Genomic DNA, 19467 nt, shown 5'->3' on the forward strand with positions numbered 1-19467 from the left:
CCGTGAAGAACCAGTTGAGCATCATCATCGGCAGCACGCGGCCGGGCCGCGCCGGGCCGATCTTCGCCGAGTGGCTCGAGGGCTTCGCGCGCGAGCACGGCAAGTTCGAGCCGGTGCTGACCGACATTGCCGCCTTCAAGCTGCCGATGCTCGACGAGCCGCATCATCCGCGCTTGGGCAAATATGAGAACGACCACACCAAGGCCTGGTCGAAGGCGATCGACGCCGCCGACGCATTCGTCTTCGTGGCGCCGGAATACAATTACTTCGTGGCCCCGGCGATCGTGAACGCGGTCGACTATCTGCTCAAGGAGTGGCGCTACAAGCCCGCCGCCATCTTCAGCTATGGCGGGGTGTCCGGCGGCCTACGTGCTGCGCAGGCGCTGAAGCCGCTGCTGACCTCGGTCGGCGTCATGCCGATCCCGGAAGGCGTGGCGCTGCCCACCTACAGGACGCTGCTTGACAAGGATGGCGCGTACCAGGCGAGCGACTACGTGCTGCAGGGTGCCAAGATGATGCTCGACGAACTGCTCCGCTGGAGCGAGGCGCTGAAGGCACTGCGCGCCAGCTTGCCTTTGGAGTAAAGGCCGATCCGGCACGACCGGCTGCGCGCCGTGCCCGGACGCGGCTTTCGCAGCCGCCTGGCCCTACCATCTGGCCCGATCGCGGAGCCGACGCGCCGCGGCAGCACAAGGGCCTTCTCGCCAAGCCGGCAAAATGCCCGCAAACCTTGGAAAACCAGTCATTTGCGCCTATATCTAGGACATCAAAACGGCGCGATTCGGGGCCATTTTTCCGCGCCGGACCAGCGACATCAATCAGACAGGTTTTCATGAGCGACCAGACCGAAAGCGCCAATGGCGCGGAAGCCGAGTACGGCGCCGATTCCATCAAGGTTTTGAAGGGGTTGGACGCCGTCCGCAAGCGGCCGGGCATGTATATCGGCGACACCGATGACGGCTCGGGCCTGCATCACATGGTCTATGAGGTGGTGGACAACGCCATCGACGAGGCTTTGGCCGGACACGCCGACCTCGTCTCGGTGACGCTCAACCCCGACGGTTCGGTGACCGTCATCGACAACGGCCGCGGGATTCCGACCGATATCCACCCCAGCGAGGGCGTTTCGGCCGCCGAAGTCATCATGACGCAGCTCCATGCCGGCGGCAAATTCGACCAGAATTCCTACAAGGTCTCGGGCGGCCTGCACGGCGTCGGCGTATCGGTTGTCAACGCACTCTCGGCATGGCTGAAGCTCAAGATCCGCCGCAACGGCGAGATCTTCGAGATGAGCTTCACCCATGGCAACGCCGACGCGCCGCTGAAGGTCACCGGCAGCTACGAGCAGGACAGGCGCCTGGGAACCTATGAGGGCCGCAGCGGCAGCGAGATCACCTTCTTCCCGTCGGCCGAGACCTTCACCATGGTCGAGTTCGACTACAACACGCTGGAGCACCGGCTGCGCGAGCTCGCCTTCCTCAATTCAGGCGTGCGCATCGTGCTGACCGACGCCCGCCACGCCGACCTCGTGCGCCATGAGCTGCACTATGACGGCGGCCTCGAGGAGTTCGTGAAATATCTCGACCGGGTCAAGAAGCCGCTGATCGAAAAGCCGATCGCGATCCGCGCCGAGCGCGACGGCATCACCGTCGAGGTGGCGATGTGGTGGAACGACAGCTATCACGAGAATGTGCTGGCCTTCACCAACAACATCCCGCAGCGCGATGGCGGCACGCATCTGGCCGGCTTCCGCGGCGCGCTGACGCGGCAGATCACTGGATACGGCGAATCTTCCGGCCAGACCAAGAAGGAAAAGGTGTCTCTTACCGGCGACGACTGCCGCGAAGGCCTGACCGCCGTTCTCTCGGTCAAGGTGCCGGATCCGAAATTCTCTTCGCAGACCAAGGACAAGCTGGTCTCTTCGGAAGTCCGCCCGGTGGTGGAAGGGCTGGTGAACGAGGCATTGGGCACCTGGCTGGAGGAGCATCCGACCGAAGGCAGGGTGGTGGTCGAAAAGGTGATCCAGGCAGCCGCGGCGCGCGAGGCCGCGCGCAAGGCGCGCGACATCACCCGCAAGAGCACGCTCGGCGTCACCTCGCTGCCAGGCAAGCTTGCCGACTGCCAGGAACGCGACCCGGCGAAATCGGAAATCTTCATCGTCGAGGGTGACTCGGCCGGCGGCTCGGCCAAGGGCGGGCGCTCGCGCCAGAACCAGGCCATCCTGCCGCTGCGCGGCAAGATCCTGAACGTCGAGCGCGCGCGCTTCGACCGCATGCTGAGTTCCGACATGATCGGCACGCTGATCACCGCGCTCGGCACCTCGATCGGCAAGGACGAGTTCAACGCCGACAAGCTGCGCTACCACAAGATCATCCTGATGACCGACGCCGACGTCGACGGCGCCCACATCCGCACGCTGCTGCTCACCTTCTTCTTCCGGCAGATGCCGGAGCTGATCGAGCGCGGCCATCTCTACATCGCCCAGCCGCCGCTCTACAAAGTGACGCGGGGAAAAAGCTCGCAGTACCTCAAGGACGAAGGCGCCTATGAGGAATATCTGATCGACTCCGGGCTGGAGGAGGCTTCTCTGACGCTGGCGTCCGGCGAAGTGCGCACCGGACAGGACCTGCGCGGCGCCATCGACGACGCGCTGGCGGTGCGGCACCTGATCAACGGGCTGCACACGCGCTACAACCGCGATGTCGTCGAGCAGGCGGCGATCGCCGGCGCGCTCAATGCCGACGTGCTTGCCGATCTCGGCCGCGCCAACGCCATGGCCGAACGCGTCGCCGGGCGGCTCGACATAATCGCCGAGGAGACCGAGCGCGGCTGGACCGGACGCCTGTCGGCTTCGAATGACGGCACCGGCGGCTATGTGTTCGAGCGCACGGTGCGCGGCGTCAAGGAATTCGTGCAGCTCGACGCCGGGCTGATCAATTCGGCCGATGCGCGCCAGCTAGACCGCTATGCCTCGCGCCTTTCCGAGATCTACAGCGAGCCGCCGGTGCTGCGCCGCAAGGACGTCTCTGAGACCATTTCGGGACCGCTGGCGCTGCTCAACGCGGTGTTCGCCACGGGCCGCAAGGGCCTGACCATGCAGCGCTACAAGGGCCTCGGCGAGATGAACGCCGAGCAGCTCTGGGAAACCACGCTCGATCCGAACGTGCGCTCGCTGCTGCAGGTCAAGGTGGCGGATGCGACGGACGCAGACAGCCTGTTCTCGCGGCTGATGGGCGACGAGGTGGAGCCGCGCCGCGAGTTCATCCAGGACAATGCGCTGTCGGTCGCCAATCTGGATATTTGATCGGGATCTGGCCGACAGTCTCCTGCAAAAAAGCCCGGCGACGCCGGGCTTTTTTGCAGAAGCCGCAGTTGATCAGTGATCCATGGCCTTGACGATTTCCTCGGTCATCTTCTTGGCGTCGCCGAGCAGCATCATGGTGCCGTCCTTGTAGAACAGCGTGTTGTCGATGCCGGCATAGCCGGAGCCGAGCGAGCGCTTGACGAACAGGCAGGTGCGGGCCTTGTCGACGTCGAGGATCGGCATGCCGAAGATCGGCGAGGACTTGTCGTCGCGCGCGGACGGGTTGGTGACGTCGTTGGCGCCGATGACATAGGCGACGTCGGCCTGCGCGAACTCGGAGTTGATGTCCTCCAGCTCGAACACCTCGTCATAAGGCACGTTGGCCTCGGCCAACAGCACGTTCATGTGGCCGGGCATGCGGCCGGCGACCGGGTGGATGGCGTACTTCACCTCGACGCCGTTGGCCTTGAGCTTGTCGGCCATCTCGCGCAGCGCGTGCTGGGCCTGGGCGACCGCCATGCCGTAACCGGGCACGATGATGACCTTCTGCGCGTTCATCATCAGATAGGCGGCGTCGTCGGCCGAACCCTGCTTGACGGTGCGCTCGATGCCGTCGTCGGCAGCGGCAGCTGTCTCGCCGCCGAAGCCGCCGAGGATAACCGAGATGAAGGAGCGGTTCATGCCCTTGCACATGATGTAGGACAGGATCGCACCGCTGGAGCCGACCAGCGCGCCGGTGATGATCAGCGCCAGGTTGCCAAGCGTGAAGCCGAGCGCGGCAGCGGCCCAGCCCGAGTAAGAATTCAGCATCGACACCACGACCGGCATGTCGGCGCCGCCGATCGGGATGATGAGCAGCACGCCGAGCACCAGCGAGGCGGCCACGATCAGCCAGAAGACCAGCTTGGATTCGGTGTTGACCAGAAGCACGATCAGCACGAACAGCGCGATGCCGAGCGCGATGTTGATGAGGTGGCGGCCGCCGATCATGATCGGTTTGCCGGACATGCGGCCGTCGAGCTTCAGGAAGGCGATGACCGAGCCGGTGAAGGTGATGGCACCGATGGCGACACCGAGGCTCATTTCGACCAGCGCCTGGGCATGGATGTCGCCCGCCGTGCCGATGCCGAAGCTTTCCGGCGCATAGATGGCGGCGGCCGCCACCATGACGGCGGCGAAGCCGACGAGCGAGTGGAAGGCGGCGACCAGCTGCGGCATCGAGGTCATTGCGATGCGGCGCGCAGTCACCGCGCCGATGCTGCCGCCGATGGCGAGACCCAGCACGATCAGGCCGAAGCGGCCGGCCGAAGGCAGCGCCAGCGCCAGCGTGGTGCAAAGAGCGATGCCCATGCCGATCATGCCGTAGAGATTGCCTCGGCGGCTGGTGGTCGGATGCGACAGGCCGCGCAGCGCCAGGATGAACAGGATGCCGGAGACCAGATAGAGGAAGGAAGCGAGATTGACGGTCACGTCACTTTTCCTTCTTCTTGTACATGGCGAGCATGCGCTGGGTGACGAGGAAGCCGCCGAAGATGTTGACCGAGACCAGCACCAGCGCGACGAAGCCGAAGCCCGCGGCTAGGCCGGACGCCGCGATGCCGACGGCGAGCAGCGCGCCGACGACGATGACCGAGGAGATGGCGTTGGTGACGGCCATCAGCGGCGTGTGCAGCGCCGGCGTCACCGACCACACGACATAATAGCCGACGAAGATCGCCAGCACGAAGATGGCGAAGCGGAAGACGAAGGGATCGATGGCGCCGCCCGAGAGCGCATGCGCCGCGTTGCCGGCAGCCTCGGCACCGGCGGGCGCGTTGGCCAGGTCCTGTACGGCAAGGCGAACGGCGGCGGTCGCCTGATCGAGCTGATCGAGGGCTTTCTGCAGTGCGTCCATCACGCGGTCCCTTTCGACTTGGACGAGGCCGACTTGGCTGCGGCAGGTTTCTTCGCCGCTACCTTCTTCGGCGCGGCATCGGCGACCATGGTCTTGGCCGGTATCGCAGCGGGTTCGGTGCGCGGCTCGCCGGCCGCCTTGGCGAAGTTGGGATGAACGACCTGCCCAGCGTCGGTCAGCATCGTCGCCTTGACCAGTTCGTCGTCGCGCTTGATGGCAAGCGTCTTCGTCGCCTTGTCGACCATCGTCTCGAGGAAGGCGTAAAGGTTCTTGGCATAGAGCAACGAGGCCGATGCCGCGACGCGGCCGGGCACGTTGAGATGGCCGACGATCTTGACGCCGTTTTCCGTCGTCACGACCTTGCCTGGCACCGCGCCTTCGACATTGCCGCCGCGCTCGACGGCAAGATCGACGATCACCGAGCCCGGCTTCATCGAGGCGACCATGGCGGCCGAGACCAGCTTCGGCGCCGGGCGACCGGGGATCAGCGCCGTGGTGATGACGATGTCCTGCTTGGCGATGTGCTCGGCGGTCAGCGCCGCCTGCTTGGCCTGGTATTCCTTCGACATTTCCTTGGCATAGCCGCCGGCGGTCTCGGCCGCCTTGAACTCGTCGTCCTCGACCGCCAGGAATTTCGCGCCGAGCGACTGCACCTGCTCCTTCACCGCCGGCCGCACGTCGGTGGCGGTGACGACGGCGCCGAGGCGACGCGCGGTGGCGATGGCCTGCAGGCCGGCGACGCCGACGCCCATGATGAAGGTCTTGGCCGCCGGCACGGTGCCGGCTGCCGTCATCATCATCGGCAGCGCCCGGTCATATTCGCACGCGGCGTCGATCACCGCCTGATAGCCGGCGAGATTGGCCTGCGAGGAAAGCACGTCCATCACCTGCGCGCGGGTGATGCGCGGCATGAATTCCATCGAAAAGGCGGTGATGCCGGCCTTGGCCATCGCGGCAAGTGCCGCATCGTTGCCGTAGGGATCCATGATGGCGATGACCGCCGCGCCGGACTTGTAGCCCTTCAGCTCGGCATCGGTCGGCCGACGCACCTTCAGCACCACATCGGCCTTTTTGGCATCGCCGGCCGTGCCGATCGTGCCGCCGGCAGCGGCAAAATCCTGATCGGTGATGCGTGAGCCGAGGCCCGCGCCTTTCTCGACGATCACCTCGAAGCCCAGGCCCGCCAGCCGTTTCACCGTCTCAGGCGAAGCCGCCACACGCGGCTCGTTCGCGTCAAGCTCACGAGGGATGAATACCGACTGCCCCACCGCTTGATCCTTTCGGCTGGAACCTGTCCGCAAGGCGCCGACCGATCTCCGGCGGCGTCACCGGCAAAGGGTTTGAGAAAACTACCGGAGAATGAATGCGCCGGCGGCCATGATAGCCGCGAAGAGGATCAGCGCCGAGAAGAAGCCGCCCGCGAAGAAACCGAAAGCCATCGCCACGAGTATTGCCAGACAAATAAGCGATCCATATTTGGCCAGCCTCAGGAAGGCCGCATAGGTGCGGTCATGCTCGGCATAGTCCATCTTCGCACCCAGTTCGACAGGACCGGTCGGCGCATGATCAGCCATAGGAATACCCCTTCGAAGACATCTTCGAGGCACATAGCGAAAAGCCGGACCAAGAGCAATGGCGCTATTGCCGCACGACCGGCGACAACAGCCTCAAATGAAAGTTGAAATGGGACGGGACGCCGCCACCGCGACGCAGCGTGGGTGCTGAACCTCAGCCGGCGAGCTGCGGAAACAGGCCGAGCAGGCCGACGACGATCAGATAGAGCGCGACGATGTAGTTGAGCAGGCGCGGCATCACCAGGATCAATATGCCGGCGATCAGCGAGATCAGGGGCGCGAGCGCGAGTGAATGGATGGTCATGATCGTATCCTTCCCATGAACAAACAACCCGACATGGGCCCGGGGCGAACGCCTGTTGCGCAGGACCGCGGCGCCGCTCGACGGCGACGCCGCTATTTCATAACGGCGAAACCGAAGGAAAGGTCCACGATGCTCGGAGGGTTCAGGCAGCGTCGCGATAGTATTTCGCCGTCGGAATGATGGACAGCGGCGTCAGCCGGTTGATCGCCGGGTTGGCAAACATCAGCCGCTGTTCCATCGGCGTCGACTTGAAGAATGGGAACCGTTCGAGGGTCAGGCGCAAATTTTCGCCACAGGGGATTTCGAACAAAGCGATCGGCGCAAGAACGCCCGGGAACACCTTGCCCTCGGTCCGCTGCACGGCATGGAAGATACGGGCATAGTAAGCGGAATGCTCGACCTTGACCGGCGTGAGCACCGCGGTCTGGCCGAAGTAGCTGGAGGCCACCATGCCGAGCCTGAGCGTCAGGAAAGGCAGGACTCCAGGCGCGGGCGCGCTGTCAGGATCGGTCGCGAACCGCGTTCCGTCGATGAAGGTCTCTCCGCGGGCAAGCCGCTCGGCCAATATTTCGGGATAGGCGTCGACGGAAGGCGAATAGGGGTGCTCGCGGGAAATATAGTGGAGGCGCAGCGTGCTGACCAATTCACCATCGAAATAGACACCGAACCGGTAGGAATTCGGCAGATTGTCCCAGCGATCCTCGAACATCCCGCTGGCGATCGGGCCGCACATGCCTGACCGCAAATAGGAGTGATAGCGAAGGCGGTAGATCGCCTCCAGATCCTCGCCCCCTGTGATGAGGCGATAGTCGACATGCTCCAGCAATTGCATGATCGAACGGTTCAGCGCCGACCCAGTGTTTGCGCCGGCGCCAGCCTGCGCATCGTTTCTCGCAGCATCCATCTCAAGTCCTCGTATCCGCCTATGATTAGGCTATTCGAGTTGAAATGAGACACAAGCCGAAAATTCAACCCTGCTGATTTACCCTTCGTTAACCTTAATAATCGGCGCAATTGCAGGCGGCAGCGTTGCGCTGAAAAAGCAAATCTGGCGCCTTGCACTAAGCTCACTTTCAACATGAAAGGACGCCGCAAATCTGCAAGCAGAAAGCACTAATCCGTGTCAGAATCCGGCAGAAGCGTCGACCTTCTACAAATATTCACCTTTATGCAGTTACGGATGGAAAAGATTCGACAGGTTTTTCTGAAGTTATTCTGGAAAACGTTGCAAAATAAGTTTCAAAACTTCTGTTTTCGTAGAAAATGCTGCGCACGTTTGATCAACGTGCATTGCCGATCTCAATCGAGCGAATTCCGCAACTGCGCTACCTGGCCGTCCGCTTGGCGGCGAGACGCAGGTCCGCGGCGAACGGCCAGGTGACGTTCGACATCGTCTCGATGCCCGATGCACTGAGCGCGGCACCGAAGAGGAAACCCTGCACGAGGTCCGGTTTGACCGAGCGCACAAGTATCTTCAGTTGCTCGAAGGTCTCGACCCCTTCGATGGTGACGACCAGGCCCAAGGTCCGGGTCAAGCCGACGATCCCCTTCAAAAGATCGAGCGACTGGGCGCTCTGGGTCACGTCGATCAGGAAGGAGCGGTCGATCTTGATCTTGTCGAGCGGCAGCTTGTGCAGATAGCTGAGGCTCGAATAGCCGGTGCCGAAGTCGTCGAGCGCGATGCGAACGCCAAGGGTCTTCAACTCCTCGATCAGTTCGCGCGTCAGCGATTTGTCGTCGAGCAGGGCAGTCTCGGTGACCTCGATCTCGAGCCGGTGCGGCGCAAGGCCCGACGCCGCCAAGGCGTCGCGCACCTTCTGCACGACGTCGCGGTTGCGGAAATCCTTGGCCGACAGGTTGATCGAAACGCTGGTCTGCGCCGGCCATTTGGCGCATTCGGCGCAGGCTGCCTGCAGCACGAAGGTGCTGATCTCGGAGATGATGCCCATCTCCTCGGCCAGCGGAATGAAGACGCCCGGCGAAATCGGCCCGAGATCGGGATGATCCCAGCGGCAAAGCGCCTCGCAACTGGCGATGCGCATGGTGCTCATCGATACGATCGGCTGGTAGACGACGCGCAGTTCCTTGGCTTGCACGGCGCTGCGCAGATCGGCCTTCATCAGCTGGCGGTTGCGGAAGGCGGCATCCATCGAAGCCTCGAACAGCCGCCAGCTGTTCTTGCCGAGCTCCTTGGCCTTGTAGAGCGCAAGGTCCGCCTTGACGATCATGGCATCGACGTCGGTGTCCTTGACGATGGACAACACCGCGCCGCCGCTGGCCTGGATACGCAGGCCATGCCCGGCAACGTCGACTTCGCCCTGCAAGTCGGCGAAGATCTCGTCGAGCAGGCTGCCGAGATGGCTCTCATCCTCGATGCGGTCGAAATAGATCATGAACTCGTCGCCGCCGAAGCGGCTGACATTGATGCCAGGCCCGGCAACCGCCGCCAGCCGCTCGGCCACGGCATAGATCAGCCCGTCGCCGACCGGATGGCCGAGCGTGTCATTGACGCTCTTGAAATCGTCAAGATCGAGCACCGCCAGGCCGCAGAGCCGGTCGCGGTCGCCGGACGCCATGGCCTCGCCGGCCAGCTCGTGGAAGTAGGCGCGGTTCGGCAGGCCGGTGAGGTTGTCGTAGCGCGCCATGAAACGGATCTTCTCCTCCGCCTCGACGCGGGCCGTCACATCCTCGAAGGTGACGACGCCGAGTTCCTGGCTGCCTTCGCGCGCGGAGAATTCGTAGTGCTGGCCGTTGGCGAGCGAAACCAGCACCTTGCGGTCGCGGCCCTCGCGCAGGGCGCGCGTCAGCTGCGCCTCGATGTAGCGGCAGTCCTTCGGTGCCAGCATGCCGCCGGCGACACCGCGCATCAGAAGACCGTGGATCGAACGCCCGAGCAGCGCGTCGGCCGACTTCAGCGACATCAGGTGGGCGGCCTCGGCATTGGCGACCGCGACGCGTCCGTCCGGGCCGAGCATGACCAGGCCATGCGACATGGTGTTGAGCGCGCGGTCGAACCTGCGCGTCAGGTTTCTCGCCTGCTTGTGGCCGATGACGGCCGAGAAGAGCACGTTGCGCACATGGTCGGCGCCGGTGATGGTGATGAACGTCATCGGGATGATCATCAGGCCGAGGACGACGGAAGGCGCGTCCATGCGCAGCAGGAGCGCAAGCGCCGCCGGACCGATGAAGGTCACCGAAAAGATCCGCACCATGCGCGGCGAGCCGTAGTTGCGGGCGACAACCGTGACCAGGGTGGCCAAGGTCAGCGACATCGCCGCCAGCTCGGCAAAGGGATCGGGATACACATAGATCGACACGAAGCACAGCGCGCCCAGGCCGAGGCCCTGCAGGCAGCCCTTCAGGATGTAGCTGCGCTCCAACCGCTGCGCGTGTTCGACATCGGCAATCACGCCGCCTGTTCGCAGGAAGCTGCGAATGCCGAAGTAACGGATAAGGCTGACGGAAAGCAGAGCAAAAGAAAACGTCAGGAACAAGGGGTTGTGCGTGCGCAGATAGATCATGAATCCGAGGATCCAATAGCACGCGCCACCGATCAGCAACATATGCGCGTTGTCGAACAACGAGCGCACAAATTGGATATAAACATCCGCGGGGATGCTTTCGGTCTTTGTTCTGCCCATATGGTCGGCCCAACGCTAAGCCTTGTCATGCCACAACCGCCTTAAGAAAGGCTTAGAACAGCGATGGCTTGAGCAGCAGCTTCCGCCTGCCCGCCAAGGCGCGAACACCTGGGCGGGCCGGAAAGGCCTTGGGCAAAGAGTCGGCGCAAATCACTCGGCGGCGTTGAGAACCGGCACCGGCACGGTTTGGCTCAGCCGCTGGAGCAGTCTGGAGCGCTCCTCGGCCGCCTTTGCTGCGCTGGCCTGCCGGACATGGCCATAGCCGCGGATGAGCGCGGGCACGGAGGCGAGAGCGGCAGCGGCTTCGACCCTGCCCGGCGCAAGCGCTGCGGCGATCAGATCGAGATCAGCCTCGTATTGCGCAAGCAGTTGCCGCTCGGCGCGCCGTTCGGCGGTGTGGCCGAAGAGGTCGAATGCCGTGCCGCGCAGGCCTTTCATGGCCGACAGCAGGCGAAAAGCCTTCATCATCCAGGGACCGAAACTCGATTTCCTCGGCTTGCCGTCATTGCCGCGCCGCCCGAGGATCGGCGGCGCGAGATGGAATTCGAGCCTTTCGTAGCTCTGGAACTGCCTTGCGAGATCGGAGGCGAAGCTGCCGTCGGTATAGAGCCGCGCCACCTCATACTCGTCCTTGATCGCCATCAGCTTGAACAGGTTTTTGGCGGCGGCCCCGGTCACAGCGGTCGAGCCGGGAACCGCCCGCGCCTCGGCGGCACGCAGCGCGGCGACCCTATCGGCATAGCGCTTGCCATAGGCGGCGTTCTGGTAGGCGGTGAGGAATGCAACGCGCCGGGCGATGATGTCGTCCAGCGTTTCGGCGGGCGCGGACACCGGCTTGCCGGTCTTGCCGACCAGGTTGCGCACGAAGTCCGGCTGGTGCGCGGCGCGACGGCCCCAACGGAAGGCGGCGATGTTCATCGCCACGGCTTCACCGTTCAATTCGATAGCCTTTTCAACGGCTTCGGCCGACAGCGGCAGCCCGCCATGCTGGAAAGCGAAGCCGAGCATGAACATGTTGGCGCCGAGCGAATTGCCAAACAAAGCGGTGGCGGTGCGGGTGGCGTCGAAGAAGTGGGCGTTGTCGTCGCCAGCGGCGGCGCGGATCGCTTTCTTCAGCCGTTCGACCGGCAGGGAAAAATCGGCGGAGCGCGTGAATTCGCCAGGCATGATTTCGGCGGTGTTGGCGAGGAACATCGTGTGACCCTCGCGCACCGCGGCGAGCACCTTCTTGGCGCCGGAGACCACGAGGTCGCAGCCGAGCACGAGATCCGCCTTGCCGGCCGAAACGCGGATGGCGTGGATGTCCTCGGGCGTCGAAGCAATGCGGACATGGGTGAAGACCGAGCCGCCCTTCTGGGCAAGGCCCGCCATGTCGATCATGCCGCAGCCTTTACCCTCGAGGTGGGCGGCCATGCCGAGCACCGCGCCGATGGTGACCACGCCGGTGCCGCCGACGCCGTCGATGATCGCCGCCCAGCCCTCTCCGCCAAGCGGGAATTCGGCGGGCGACGGCACGCCGTCGAGCGGATCGGTCTTGCCGGCGATGCCTTCGGCCTTCCTGATCTTGCCGCCATGAACGGTGACGAAGGAGGGGCAGAAACCGCCAAGGCATGAAAAATCCTTGTTGCAGCTCGACTGGTCGATCCGGCGCTTGCGGCCGAATTCGGTTTCGACCGGCTGGATCGAGACGCAGTTGGATTGCACGCCGCAATCGCCGCAACCCTCGCAGACCAACTCGTTGATGAAGACGCGCCTGTCGGGGTCGGGAAAGGTGCCGCGCTTGCGGCGGCGGCGCTTCTCGGCGGCGCAGGTCTGATCGTAGAGAAGCACCGAGACGCCTTTCACACCGCGCAATTCGCGCTGGACCAGGTCGAGGTCGTCGCGGTGATGGATCGTGGCGCCAGCCGGGAAATCGGCCTTGCCGGCATATTTGTCCGGTTCGTCGGTGACGATGGCGATGCGGTTGACGCCTTCGGCGCGCACCTGTCTGGCGATCATATCCACGGTGAGGCCGCCTTCATGCGGCTGGCCGCCGGTCATGGCGACCGCGTCGTTGTAGAGGATCTTGTAGGTGATGTTGGCGCCGGAGGACAGCGCGAAGCGGATCGCCAGCAGGCCGGAATGGTTGTAGGTGCCGTCGCCGAGATTCTGGAAGATATGGTCGCGCTTCGAGAACGGCGCCTGGCCGACCCATTGCGCGCCCTCGCCGCCCATGGCGGTGAAGCCGACGGTGTTCCTGTCCATCCACAGCGCCATGAAGTGGCAGCCGATGCCGGCGGCGGCCAGCGAGCCCTCCGGCACCTTGGTCGAGGAATTGTGCGGACAGCCCGAGCAGAAGAAAGGCGTGCGCGAGCCGATGTCGACGGTGTCGGCGAGCATCGCCTGGAACTGGCGCAGCTTCGCCACCCGCGCGGCGATCTCCTCCGACGGGCCGATGGTGCGCAGGATCCGCTCGCCGAGCGCGATCGCGATCTCGTTGGGATCGAGCGCACCCTTGGCCGGAAACAGCCAGTCGCCGCGCTCGTCCTTCTTGCCGACGATGGCCGGCTGGGCGGCGGTGCCGTAGAGATTTTCACGCAGCTGCACCTCGATCAGCGAGCGCTTTTCCTCGACGACGACGATGGTGTCGAGGCCGCGCGCGAAGTCGGCGATGTGCTGGAAATCGAGCGGCCAGGGGCAGCCGACCTTGAACAGGCGGATGCCGATGCGGTTTGCGGCCTTCTCATCGATGCCGATATCTTCCAGCGCCTGGCGGACGTCGAGATAGCTCTTGCCGATGGTGATGACGCCGAGCTTCGGGTTGCGACCGCCCGAATAGACGATCCGGTTCAGCCCATTGGCCTGGATGAAGGCGGAAGCGGCGGCGCGCTTATGCTCATGCAGCCGCTCTTCCTGGCCGAGCATGTCGATCTCGTGGCGGATGTTGAGGCCGCCGGGCGGCATGTCGAAGTCAGGAGTGACGATGTTCAGCCGCTCGAGCGAGGCGTCGACTGAGGCCGTCGATTCGATGTTGTCCTTGACGCATTTGATCGCCGCCCAGGTGCCGGCGAAGCGCGACATGGCAAAGCCGTAAAGGCCGTAGTCGATGATCTCCTGGACGCCGGCCGGATTGAGGATCGGCACCATGGTGTCGACGAACAGGAATTCGGTGGCATGCGCGTTGGTCGAGGATTCGGCCATGTGGTCGTCGCCCATCAGGGCGAGAACGCCGCCATGCTTGGACGAGCCGGCGAGGTTGGCGTGGCGGAACACGTCGCCGGAGCGATCGACGCCCGGCCCCTTGCCGTACCAGACCGCGAAGACGCCGTCATGCGTGCCTTCGCCGAGCAGCTCGGTCTGCTGCGAGCCCCAGCAGGCGGTGGCGGCGAGTTCCTCGTTGAGGCCAGGCTGGAAGACGATGTCGGATTGCGCAAGCTGCCGCTTCGCCTTCCAGAGCTGCATGTCGAGGCCGCCGAGCGGCGAGCCGCGATAGCCGGAGACGAAGCCCGCGGTGTTGAGCCCGGCGCGGCGGTCGCGCTCGCGCTGCATAAGAAGCATGCGCACGACGGCCTGCGCCCCGGACAGGAAAACGCGCTCCTTGCCAAGGTCGAACTTGTCGTCGAGCGCGACGTCATGCAGCGTCATCAGGCATTTCCTCTGCGGAGGCACGCCTCAGACGGGCGGCCAACGTCGGAGTGGGACGCCGCAGTCTTTCTTCCCTTGCGGGAGAGGTCAAACGAAAAAGCAGGGGCCAGAGCGGACGCAACAAACGGTCCGAGTGAAGTCGCCCAGCGCATTTAAGACGAAGCTAAACGCTTCACGAAGCACGAAAATTTCAGCAGCCGGCGTCTCCTGCCTGGGCACGATCTTTCCGAAACCGCTGCGCAGTTTTTGCTGACGCTGACCACCGGTTCGAGATCGTGCCCTAAAGCGCGTCGCGTCGAAACGGATTCGAGCGACGCGCTTTAAATCTTTGTTTTTATGCATGTCGTTTTCCCAAAACCGCTACACACTTTTGGGCGACATGCATTAGACCGCCTTCGAGCAATCCGGCTTCGGCTCATCGGGCAGCTTGCCGTCGGGATGGCCGGCGAGGTCCGGGTTGAGCTCGTATTTCGGCCCGATCACCAGAGGCCGGTCCGGCAGCATCGTCTGGTCCTCCGTCGAGGTCATCGTCGTCTCGAGGCTTTGCAGTAGGGTGCCGCTCGAATCCTCGATGCGGATCGTGACGGAATAGGGCTTGTCCTTGACGACGCAGGTGAGCGGAGGGCTGGTCAGGGTGATATGGGGAAGCTTGGGCCAGATCTTCTGGTTGACGATGAGCGGGTCGCCGCCGGCTGGATTCTGGAAATTGACGACCGCGACCTGCCCCTCGCCCATGGGCCGCAGCGGCCTCAGCGTTATGACATAGGTGGCTATGCCGAGCCTGTAGTTGAATTCGAACAGCTTGCCGGAAATGGCGAAGAGCTGCTCCTTGCCCGTATCGCGGCAGGCGCCGAGCACTGTGGCGGCAATCAAGGCCGCGCCAAGGGCGATCGAACGGAACTTGCTAGGCATTGATGGCCTCCCTGGCCGCCGTGCGGCGGCGATAGTAGCGGTTCGCTTTCTGACGGTTGCCGCAGACGGCCATGTCGCACCAGAGGCGGCTGGCGTTGCGGCTGCGGTCGACGAAGAGCCAGCTGCAGTTCGGACAAATCCTGAGCCTGGCAACGGTTTCGTCGCGCAACAGCGAAAGCGCCGAGACGGCCAAGGCCGCCTCGAAGGCGATCGGTGTCGCCGGATCGCCGAACGGCTGGCCCGGCGCCCCGATCTCGGTGCTGCTACCGGAAAGGCCACTGGCGCAGGCCGTCAGGAAATCCGGCAGATGGCCGGCGGAGATGGCACCTTTCGTTATGGCATGGCGAAACAGCCGGTCGGTCGCCTCACGGATCGACAGCACGACCGGGGCGATGCCGCCCGGTTCCGGCGCCTGCAGCCGCCGGCCGCCGAGCTCGGCGGCGCGAAAGCCGCTTGCCGCCTCGGCGAAGCGGGCGATCTCGGCGGGATCGTCGAAACGATCAAAAGTCTTTTCCGGATCGTTGCGCAGCACGACCGTGTTCGCCGTGTCGAGCGCGAGGATGCCGCCGGTGAAGCGGTGCGGGGTCCAGGATACCGTCATGGCGGGAAATCTAACCTATAAAACGTGTTTGACAAGTTAGATTCCTGATGCAAGGCTCGCCGCTAAATCAACGTGCTCCAGCGTCCTTTGCGCGTCCCAAAGGGCGCAGCGCTGCAGGGATGCTTAATGCTCTATTTCTACCAGCAGGTGCTCAACGGGCTGCATTCCGGCGCGCTCTATGCGCTGCTCGCCTTCGGCTATGTGCTGACGAACGGCATCCTGCACCGCACCAACCTTGCCTATGGCGCGCTGTTTGCCTTTTGCGGCCACACGATGATCCTGACCGCGGCCTTCGGCTACCAGGCGCTGTGGCTGACGCTGTTCGCGTCGGTCGCGCTCGGCATCGTGGCCGCTCTGCTCTATGCCGTGCTGATCAGCCAAGTGCTGTCGCGCAGCGTCTTCGAAAGGCTGGCCGACAGGTCGCCCAACGCCATCGTGGTGACGACGCTCGGCATCTTGCTGTTCCTGTCGGAAGCAAGCCGCATCGCCGCCGACACCCATGATCTTTGGCTGCCGCCGATGCTCGCCGATCCTGTCGTCTTCGCGCAGGATGCCGGCTTCAAGGTCACGCTCACCGTCATCCAGCTGCTCGACTGCGCCGCCGTGATAGCGGTGGTGGCCCTGGCGGCCTGGACGTTTTCGCATTCGCGCTTCGGCCGCGCCTGGCGAGCCGTCTCCGACGATCCGAAGGCGGCCGCGATGTGCGGCGTCGACGTGCGCGCTGTGTTCCGCCGCGCGGTGCTCTACGGCGGCTTCTGCGCGGCTTTTGCAGGCGTGCTCGCCGGCCTCTATTACGGCAATATCAGCTTCGGCACCGGTCTCGTCTACGGCCTCAAGATCCTGTTCGTCACGGCGGTCGGCGGCTATTTGTCGCCGCTCAAGGCGGCGCTTGGCGCCGCGGCCTTCGGAATGGCCGAATCGCTGTGGGCCGGTTACTTCCCGATCGAATGGCGCGATGGCTGGATATATCTCTTCCTCGTCGCCATGCTGGTGCTGATCGGCGCAAGCCGCGACCAGGCCAAGGTCGCCTGAATCCCTCAGACTTTGGTTGCATGACGTTCGGTGAACCGGCAGCTTTCCACCGGCGCCGTCGTTTGTCGCGCCTTGTCATGTTGACCAACCGGACCACGCACTGCATACCGTTGGGCCAAGCGACGCGAGACCGGAGGGGGAACCGGGCGCGGCGCCGGCATCAGGGAGGAATTGCATGGCAGGGCTACTCGCTCTCTCCAGGACGATCGACCGCATCAACGAGTTCATCGGCCGCTGGATCTCGTGGCTGATCCTGCTGGCGATCCTGGTAAGCGCCGGCAACGCCGTCATCCGCAAGGCGTTCGATATCTCCTCCAATGCCTGGCTCGAACTGCAATGGTACCTGTTCGGCGCCGCCTTCATGCTGGCGGCGGCCTACACGCTGAAGCAGAACGACCATATCCGCATCGACATCGTCTACGGCATGTTCTCGCGCCGCGTGCAGCACTGGATCGACCTTCTCGGCCACCTCTTCTTCCTGATGCCGTTCGTGGTGCTGATGGTGATCTACTTCGTTCCTTACGTGTCGCTGTCTTTCCGCAGCGGCGAGATGTCGACCAACGCCGGCGGCCTGATCGTCTGGCCGGCCAAGGCCATCCTGCTCGCCGGCTTCATCCTGCTGGCGCTGCAGGGCGTTTCAGAGATCATCAAGAAGATCGCCATCATGCGCGGCGACATGGAGGATCCCAATCCCTTCGTATCGGCGCATGAGCAAGCCGAGCTCGAGGCCAAGGCGCTTGCCGAAGAAGCCAAGGCGCTGGCCGGCGAGGTGCGCCCATGATCGAGTTCATCGCGCAGAACATGGCGCCGATCATGTTCGCCTCGCTGGTCATCTTCCTTTTGATCGGCTACCCAGTCGCCTTCTCGCTCGCCGCCAACGGTCTCCTGTTCTTCTTCATCGGCGTGCTGTTGTCGCCTTACTCCGGCGGATCGATCAACCTCGCCTGGCCGCTGCTGCACGCGCTGCCGGACAATTTCTACGGCACCAGGGTGATGTCGAACGACACGCTGCTGGCCATTCCCTTCTTCACCTTCATGGGCATCGTGCTCGAACGATCCGGCATGGCCGAGGACCTGCTCGACACGATCGGGCAGCTTTTCGGCCCGATCCGCGGCGGGCTTGCCTATGCGGTGATCTTCGTCGGCGCGCTGCTTGCCGCCACAACCGGCGTGGTGGCGGCCTCCGTCATCGCCATGGGTCTCATCTCGCTGCCGATCATGCTGCGCTACGGCTATGACCGGCGGCTGGCCTCCGGCGTGATCGCGGCCTCCGGCACGCTGGCCCAGATCATCCCGCCCTCGCTGGTGCTGATCGTGCTGGCCGACCAACTCGGCCGCTCGGTCGGCGACATGTATGCGGGCGCGCTGATTCCCGGCATCGTGCTGACCGCCATCTACATGCTCTACATCCTGATCATGTCGATCATCCGCCCGAACTCGATGCCGGCGCTGCCGGCCGAGGCGCGCACGCTCGGCCGCGGCGTGATCTCGCTGATCGTCGCTTTGCTGGTAACCGCAGCCATCTCCTATGCGGCCTACCGCTATCTGGTGCCGGCGCATGGCGATAACGCCGACATTCTCGGCGCCTGTGTCGGCGTGATCGTGATCTATGCCGTGGCGATCGCCGACCAGCGCCTCCACGTCAACATGATGTCCAAGCTGGCGCAGCAGGTGGTGATCGTGCTGATCCCACCGCTGGCGCTGATCTTCCTGGTGCTCGGCACCATCTTCCTCGGCATCGCCACGCCGACCGAAGGCGGCGCGATGGGTTCAGTCGGCGCGTTGATCATGGCTGCGGCAAAGGGGCGGCTGTCGCTCGACGTCATCAAACAGGCGCTGGCTTCGACGACGCGGCTGTCCTCCTTCGTGCTGTTCATCCTGATCGGCGCGCGCGTCTTTTCTCTCACCTTCTACGGCGTCAACGGCCACATCTGGGTCGAGCACCTGCTCACCTCGCTGCCCGGCGGCGAGACCGGCTTCCTGATCGGCGTCAACCTGCTGGTCTTCGTGCTGGCCTTCTTCCTCGACTTCTTCGAGCTCGCCTTCATCATCGTGCCGCTGCTCGCGCCCGCCGCCGACAAGCTCGGCATCGACCTGATCTGGTTCGGCGTACTGCTCGGCGTCAACATGCAGACCAGCTTCATGCATCCGCCCTTCGGCTTCGCGCTGTTCTACCTGCGCTCGGTCGCGGCGCGCGTGCCCTATCTCGACCGCATCACCGGCAAGCAGATCGCGCCGGTCACCACCGGCCAGATTTATTGGGGCGCGGTGCCGTTCGTCTGTATCCAGGTGATCATGATCGGGCTCACCATCGCCTTCCCGCAGATGGTGATGCGCTACAAGGGTGCCGCTGTCGAACCCGCCACGATAGACTTGAAGCTGCCGGAGATGCCGGGACTGTCGCCGCTAGGCACGCCGCCGGCCGACAATGGCGCGGCGCCGCCCGCCAATAGCGGCACGGCGCCGGCAGCCCCCGGCGCGCCCGATCTGTCGCAGCCGCCGAATTTCGGCGATACACCGCCCGCCAAGCCGGCGGCGCCGGCGCCCGACCTTTCGAAGCCGCCGAGTTTCAATTGAGGTG

General features: G+C 64.1%; 16 protein-coding genes. 5 read left to right on the forward strand and 11 right to left on the reverse strand.

Annotation, left to right across the window (positions count from 1 at the left end; translation table 11 throughout):
* Positions 1 to 2: 2 nt before the first annotated feature.
* Entirely contained in the window at positions 3 to 584 is a 582-nt protein-coding gene (locus EJ070_RS06535; RefSeq protein ID WP_126090599.1) for an NADPH-dependent FMN reductase, read from the forward strand.
* 248 nt (positions 585 to 832) lie between these two features.
* Complete coding sequence (gene gyrB / locus EJ070_RS06540) at positions 833 to 3304, forward strand: DNA topoisomerase (ATP-hydrolyzing) subunit B (protein WP_126090600.1); 2472 nt, start codon at positions 833 to 835, stop codon at positions 3302 to 3304.
* A gap of 72 nt (positions 3305 to 3376) precedes the next feature.
* Here gyrB and EJ070_RS06545 read toward each other — a convergent pair whose 3' ends face one another.
* From EJ070_RS06545 to EJ070_RS06590, 11 genes are all read right to left on the reverse strand, one after another.
* Complete coding sequence (locus EJ070_RS06545) at positions 3377 to 4774, reverse strand: NAD(P)(+) transhydrogenase (Re/Si-specific) subunit beta (RefSeq protein WP_126090601.1); 1398 nt, start codon at positions 4772 to 4774, stop codon at positions 3377 to 3379.
* A 1-nt stretch (position 4775) separates the two neighbouring features.
* On the reverse strand, positions 4776 to 5198 hold the full coding sequence (locus tag EJ070_RS06550) for a proton-translocating transhydrogenase family protein (protein ID WP_112128301.1): 423 nt from the start codon (positions 5196 to 5198) through the stop codon (positions 4776 to 4778).
* Positions 5198 to 6466 carry a Re/Si-specific NAD(P)(+) transhydrogenase subunit alpha gene (locus EJ070_RS06555; protein ID WP_126090602.1) on the reverse strand — a complete coding sequence of 423 codons (1269 nt, stop codon included), beginning with the start codon at positions 6464 to 6466 and terminating at the stop codon, positions 5198 to 5200. Before EJ070_RS06555 ends, EJ070_RS06550 begins: the two co-directional genes overlap by 1 nt.
* 81 nt (positions 6467 to 6547) lie before the next feature.
* The gene (locus EJ070_RS06560; protein WP_126090603.1) at positions 6548 to 6772 is read right to left on the reverse strand and encodes an aa3-type cytochrome c oxidase subunit IV; all 225 of its coding nucleotides are present in this window, start codon (positions 6770 to 6772) and stop codon (positions 6548 to 6550) included.
* A 154-nt stretch (positions 6773 to 6926) separates the two neighbouring features.
* Complete coding sequence (locus tag EJ070_RS06565) at positions 6927 to 7076, reverse strand: DUF3096 domain-containing protein (RefSeq protein ID WP_124999626.1); 150 nt, start codon at positions 7074 to 7076, stop codon at positions 6927 to 6929.
* Between the two features lie 142 nt (positions 7077 to 7218).
* Positions 7219 to 7980: a hypothetical protein gene (locus tag EJ070_RS06570; RefSeq protein ID WP_126090604.1), complete on the reverse strand. Its 762-nt coding sequence runs from the start codon at positions 7978 to 7980 to the stop codon at positions 7219 to 7221.
* Between the two features lie 421 nt (positions 7981 to 8401).
* The gene (locus EJ070_RS06575) at positions 8402 to 10717 is read right to left on the reverse strand and encodes an EAL domain-containing protein (RefSeq protein ID WP_126090605.1); all 2316 of its coding nucleotides are present in this window, start codon (positions 10715 to 10717) and stop codon (positions 8402 to 8404) included.
* 150 nt (positions 10718 to 10867) lie between these two features.
* Positions 10868 to 14341 (reverse strand): indolepyruvate ferredoxin oxidoreductase family protein, encoded by a 3474-nt coding sequence (locus EJ070_RS06580; RefSeq protein ID WP_126090606.1) that lies wholly within the window; start codon positions 14339 to 14341, stop codon positions 10868 to 10870.
* 87 nt (positions 14342 to 14428) lie between these two features.
* Entirely contained in the window at positions 14429 to 14683 is a 255-nt protein-coding gene (locus tag EJ070_RS36190; protein WP_189350410.1) for a hypothetical protein, read from the reverse strand.
* A gap of 42 nt (positions 14684 to 14725) precedes the next feature.
* On the reverse strand, positions 14726 to 15253 hold the full coding sequence (locus EJ070_RS06585) for a hypothetical protein (protein WP_126090607.1): 528 nt from the start codon (positions 15251 to 15253) through the stop codon (positions 14726 to 14728).
* On the reverse strand, positions 15246 to 15854 hold the full coding sequence (locus EJ070_RS06590; protein WP_126090608.1) for a CGNR zinc finger domain-containing protein: 609 nt from the start codon (positions 15852 to 15854) through the stop codon (positions 15246 to 15248). The genes EJ070_RS06585 and EJ070_RS06590 overlap by 8 nt, the downstream gene beginning before the upstream one ends.
* A 126-nt stretch (positions 15855 to 15980) precedes the next feature.
* On the opposite strand from EJ070_RS06590, the gene EJ070_RS06595 reads away from it, so the two are divergent.
* From EJ070_RS06595 to EJ070_RS06605, 3 genes are all read left to right on the forward strand, one after another.
* Positions 15981 to 16886 carry a branched-chain amino acid ABC transporter permease gene (locus EJ070_RS06595; RefSeq protein ID WP_126090609.1) on the forward strand — a complete coding sequence of 302 codons (906 nt, stop codon included), beginning with the start codon at positions 15981 to 15983 and terminating at the stop codon, positions 16884 to 16886.
* A 175-nt stretch (positions 16887 to 17061) separates the two neighbouring features.
* The gene (locus EJ070_RS06600) at positions 17062 to 17667 is read left to right on the forward strand and encodes a TRAP transporter small permease subunit (protein WP_126090610.1); all 606 of its coding nucleotides are present in this window, start codon (positions 17062 to 17064) and stop codon (positions 17665 to 17667) included.
* Positions 17664 to 19463 carry a TRAP transporter large permease subunit gene (locus EJ070_RS06605; RefSeq protein WP_189350412.1) on the forward strand — a complete coding sequence of 600 codons (1800 nt, stop codon included), beginning with the start codon at positions 17664 to 17666 and terminating at the stop codon, positions 19461 to 19463. The genes EJ070_RS06600 and EJ070_RS06605 overlap by 4 nt, the downstream gene beginning before the upstream one ends.
* The last annotated feature ends 4 nt before the right edge of the window (positions 19464 to 19467 follow it).

This window comes from Mesorhizobium sp. M1E.F.Ca.ET.045.02.1.1, assembly GCF_003952485.1.
In the GTDB taxonomy this organism is placed as follows: Bacteria; Pseudomonadota; Alphaproteobacteria; order Rhizobiales; family Rhizobiaceae; genus Mesorhizobium.

What these genes read in the sequence shown, in the direction of transcription:
- gyrB (WP_126090600.1), top strand. Translation starts at nt 833, where the DNA reads ATGAGCGACCAGACCGAAAGCGCCAATGGCGCGGAAGCCGAGTACGGC.
- EJ070_RS06550 (WP_112128301.1), bottom strand. Translation starts at nt 5,198, where the DNA reads ATGGACGCACTGCAGAAAGCCCTCGATCAGCTCGATCAGGCGACCGCC.
- EJ070_RS06560 (WP_126090603.1), bottom strand. Translation starts at nt 6,772, where the DNA reads ATGGCTGATCATGCGCCGACCGGTCCTGTCGAACTGGGTGCGAAGATG.
- EJ070_RS06565 (WP_124999626.1), bottom strand. Translation starts at nt 7,076, where the DNA reads ATGACCATCCATTCACTCGCGCTCGCGCCCCTGATCTCGCTGATCGCC.
- EJ070_RS06570 (WP_126090604.1), bottom strand. Translation starts at nt 7,980, where the DNA reads ATGGATGCTGCGAGAAACGATGCGCAGGCTGGCGCCGGCGCAAACACT.
- EJ070_RS06575 (WP_126090605.1), bottom strand. Translation starts at nt 10,717, where the DNA reads ATGGGCAGAACAAAGACCGAAAGCATCCCCGCGGATGTTTATATCCAA.
- EJ070_RS06580 (WP_126090606.1), bottom strand. Translation starts at nt 14,341, where the DNA reads ATGACGCTGCATGACGTCGCGCTCGACGACAAGTTCGACCTTGGCAAG.
- EJ070_RS36190 (WP_189350410.1), bottom strand. Translation starts at nt 14,683, where the DNA reads ATGCATAAAAACAAAGATTTAAAGCGCGTCGCTCGAATCCGTTTCGAC.
- EJ070_RS06585 (WP_126090607.1), bottom strand. Translation starts at nt 15,253, where the DNA reads ATGCCTAGCAAGTTCCGTTCGATCGCCCTTGGCGCGGCCTTGATTGCC.
- EJ070_RS06590 (WP_126090608.1), bottom strand. Translation starts at nt 15,854, where the DNA reads ATGACGGTATCCTGGACCCCGCACCGCTTCACCGGCGGCATCCTCGCG.
- EJ070_RS06595 (WP_126090609.1), top strand. Translation starts at nt 15,981, where the DNA reads ATGCTCTATTTCTACCAGCAGGTGCTCAACGGGCTGCATTCCGGCGCG.
- EJ070_RS06600 (WP_126090610.1), top strand. Translation starts at nt 17,062, where the DNA reads ATGGCAGGGCTACTCGCTCTCTCCAGGACGATCGACCGCATCAACGAG.
- EJ070_RS06605 (WP_189350412.1), top strand. Translation starts at nt 17,664, where the DNA reads ATGATCGAGTTCATCGCGCAGAACATGGCGCCGATCATGTTCGCCTCG.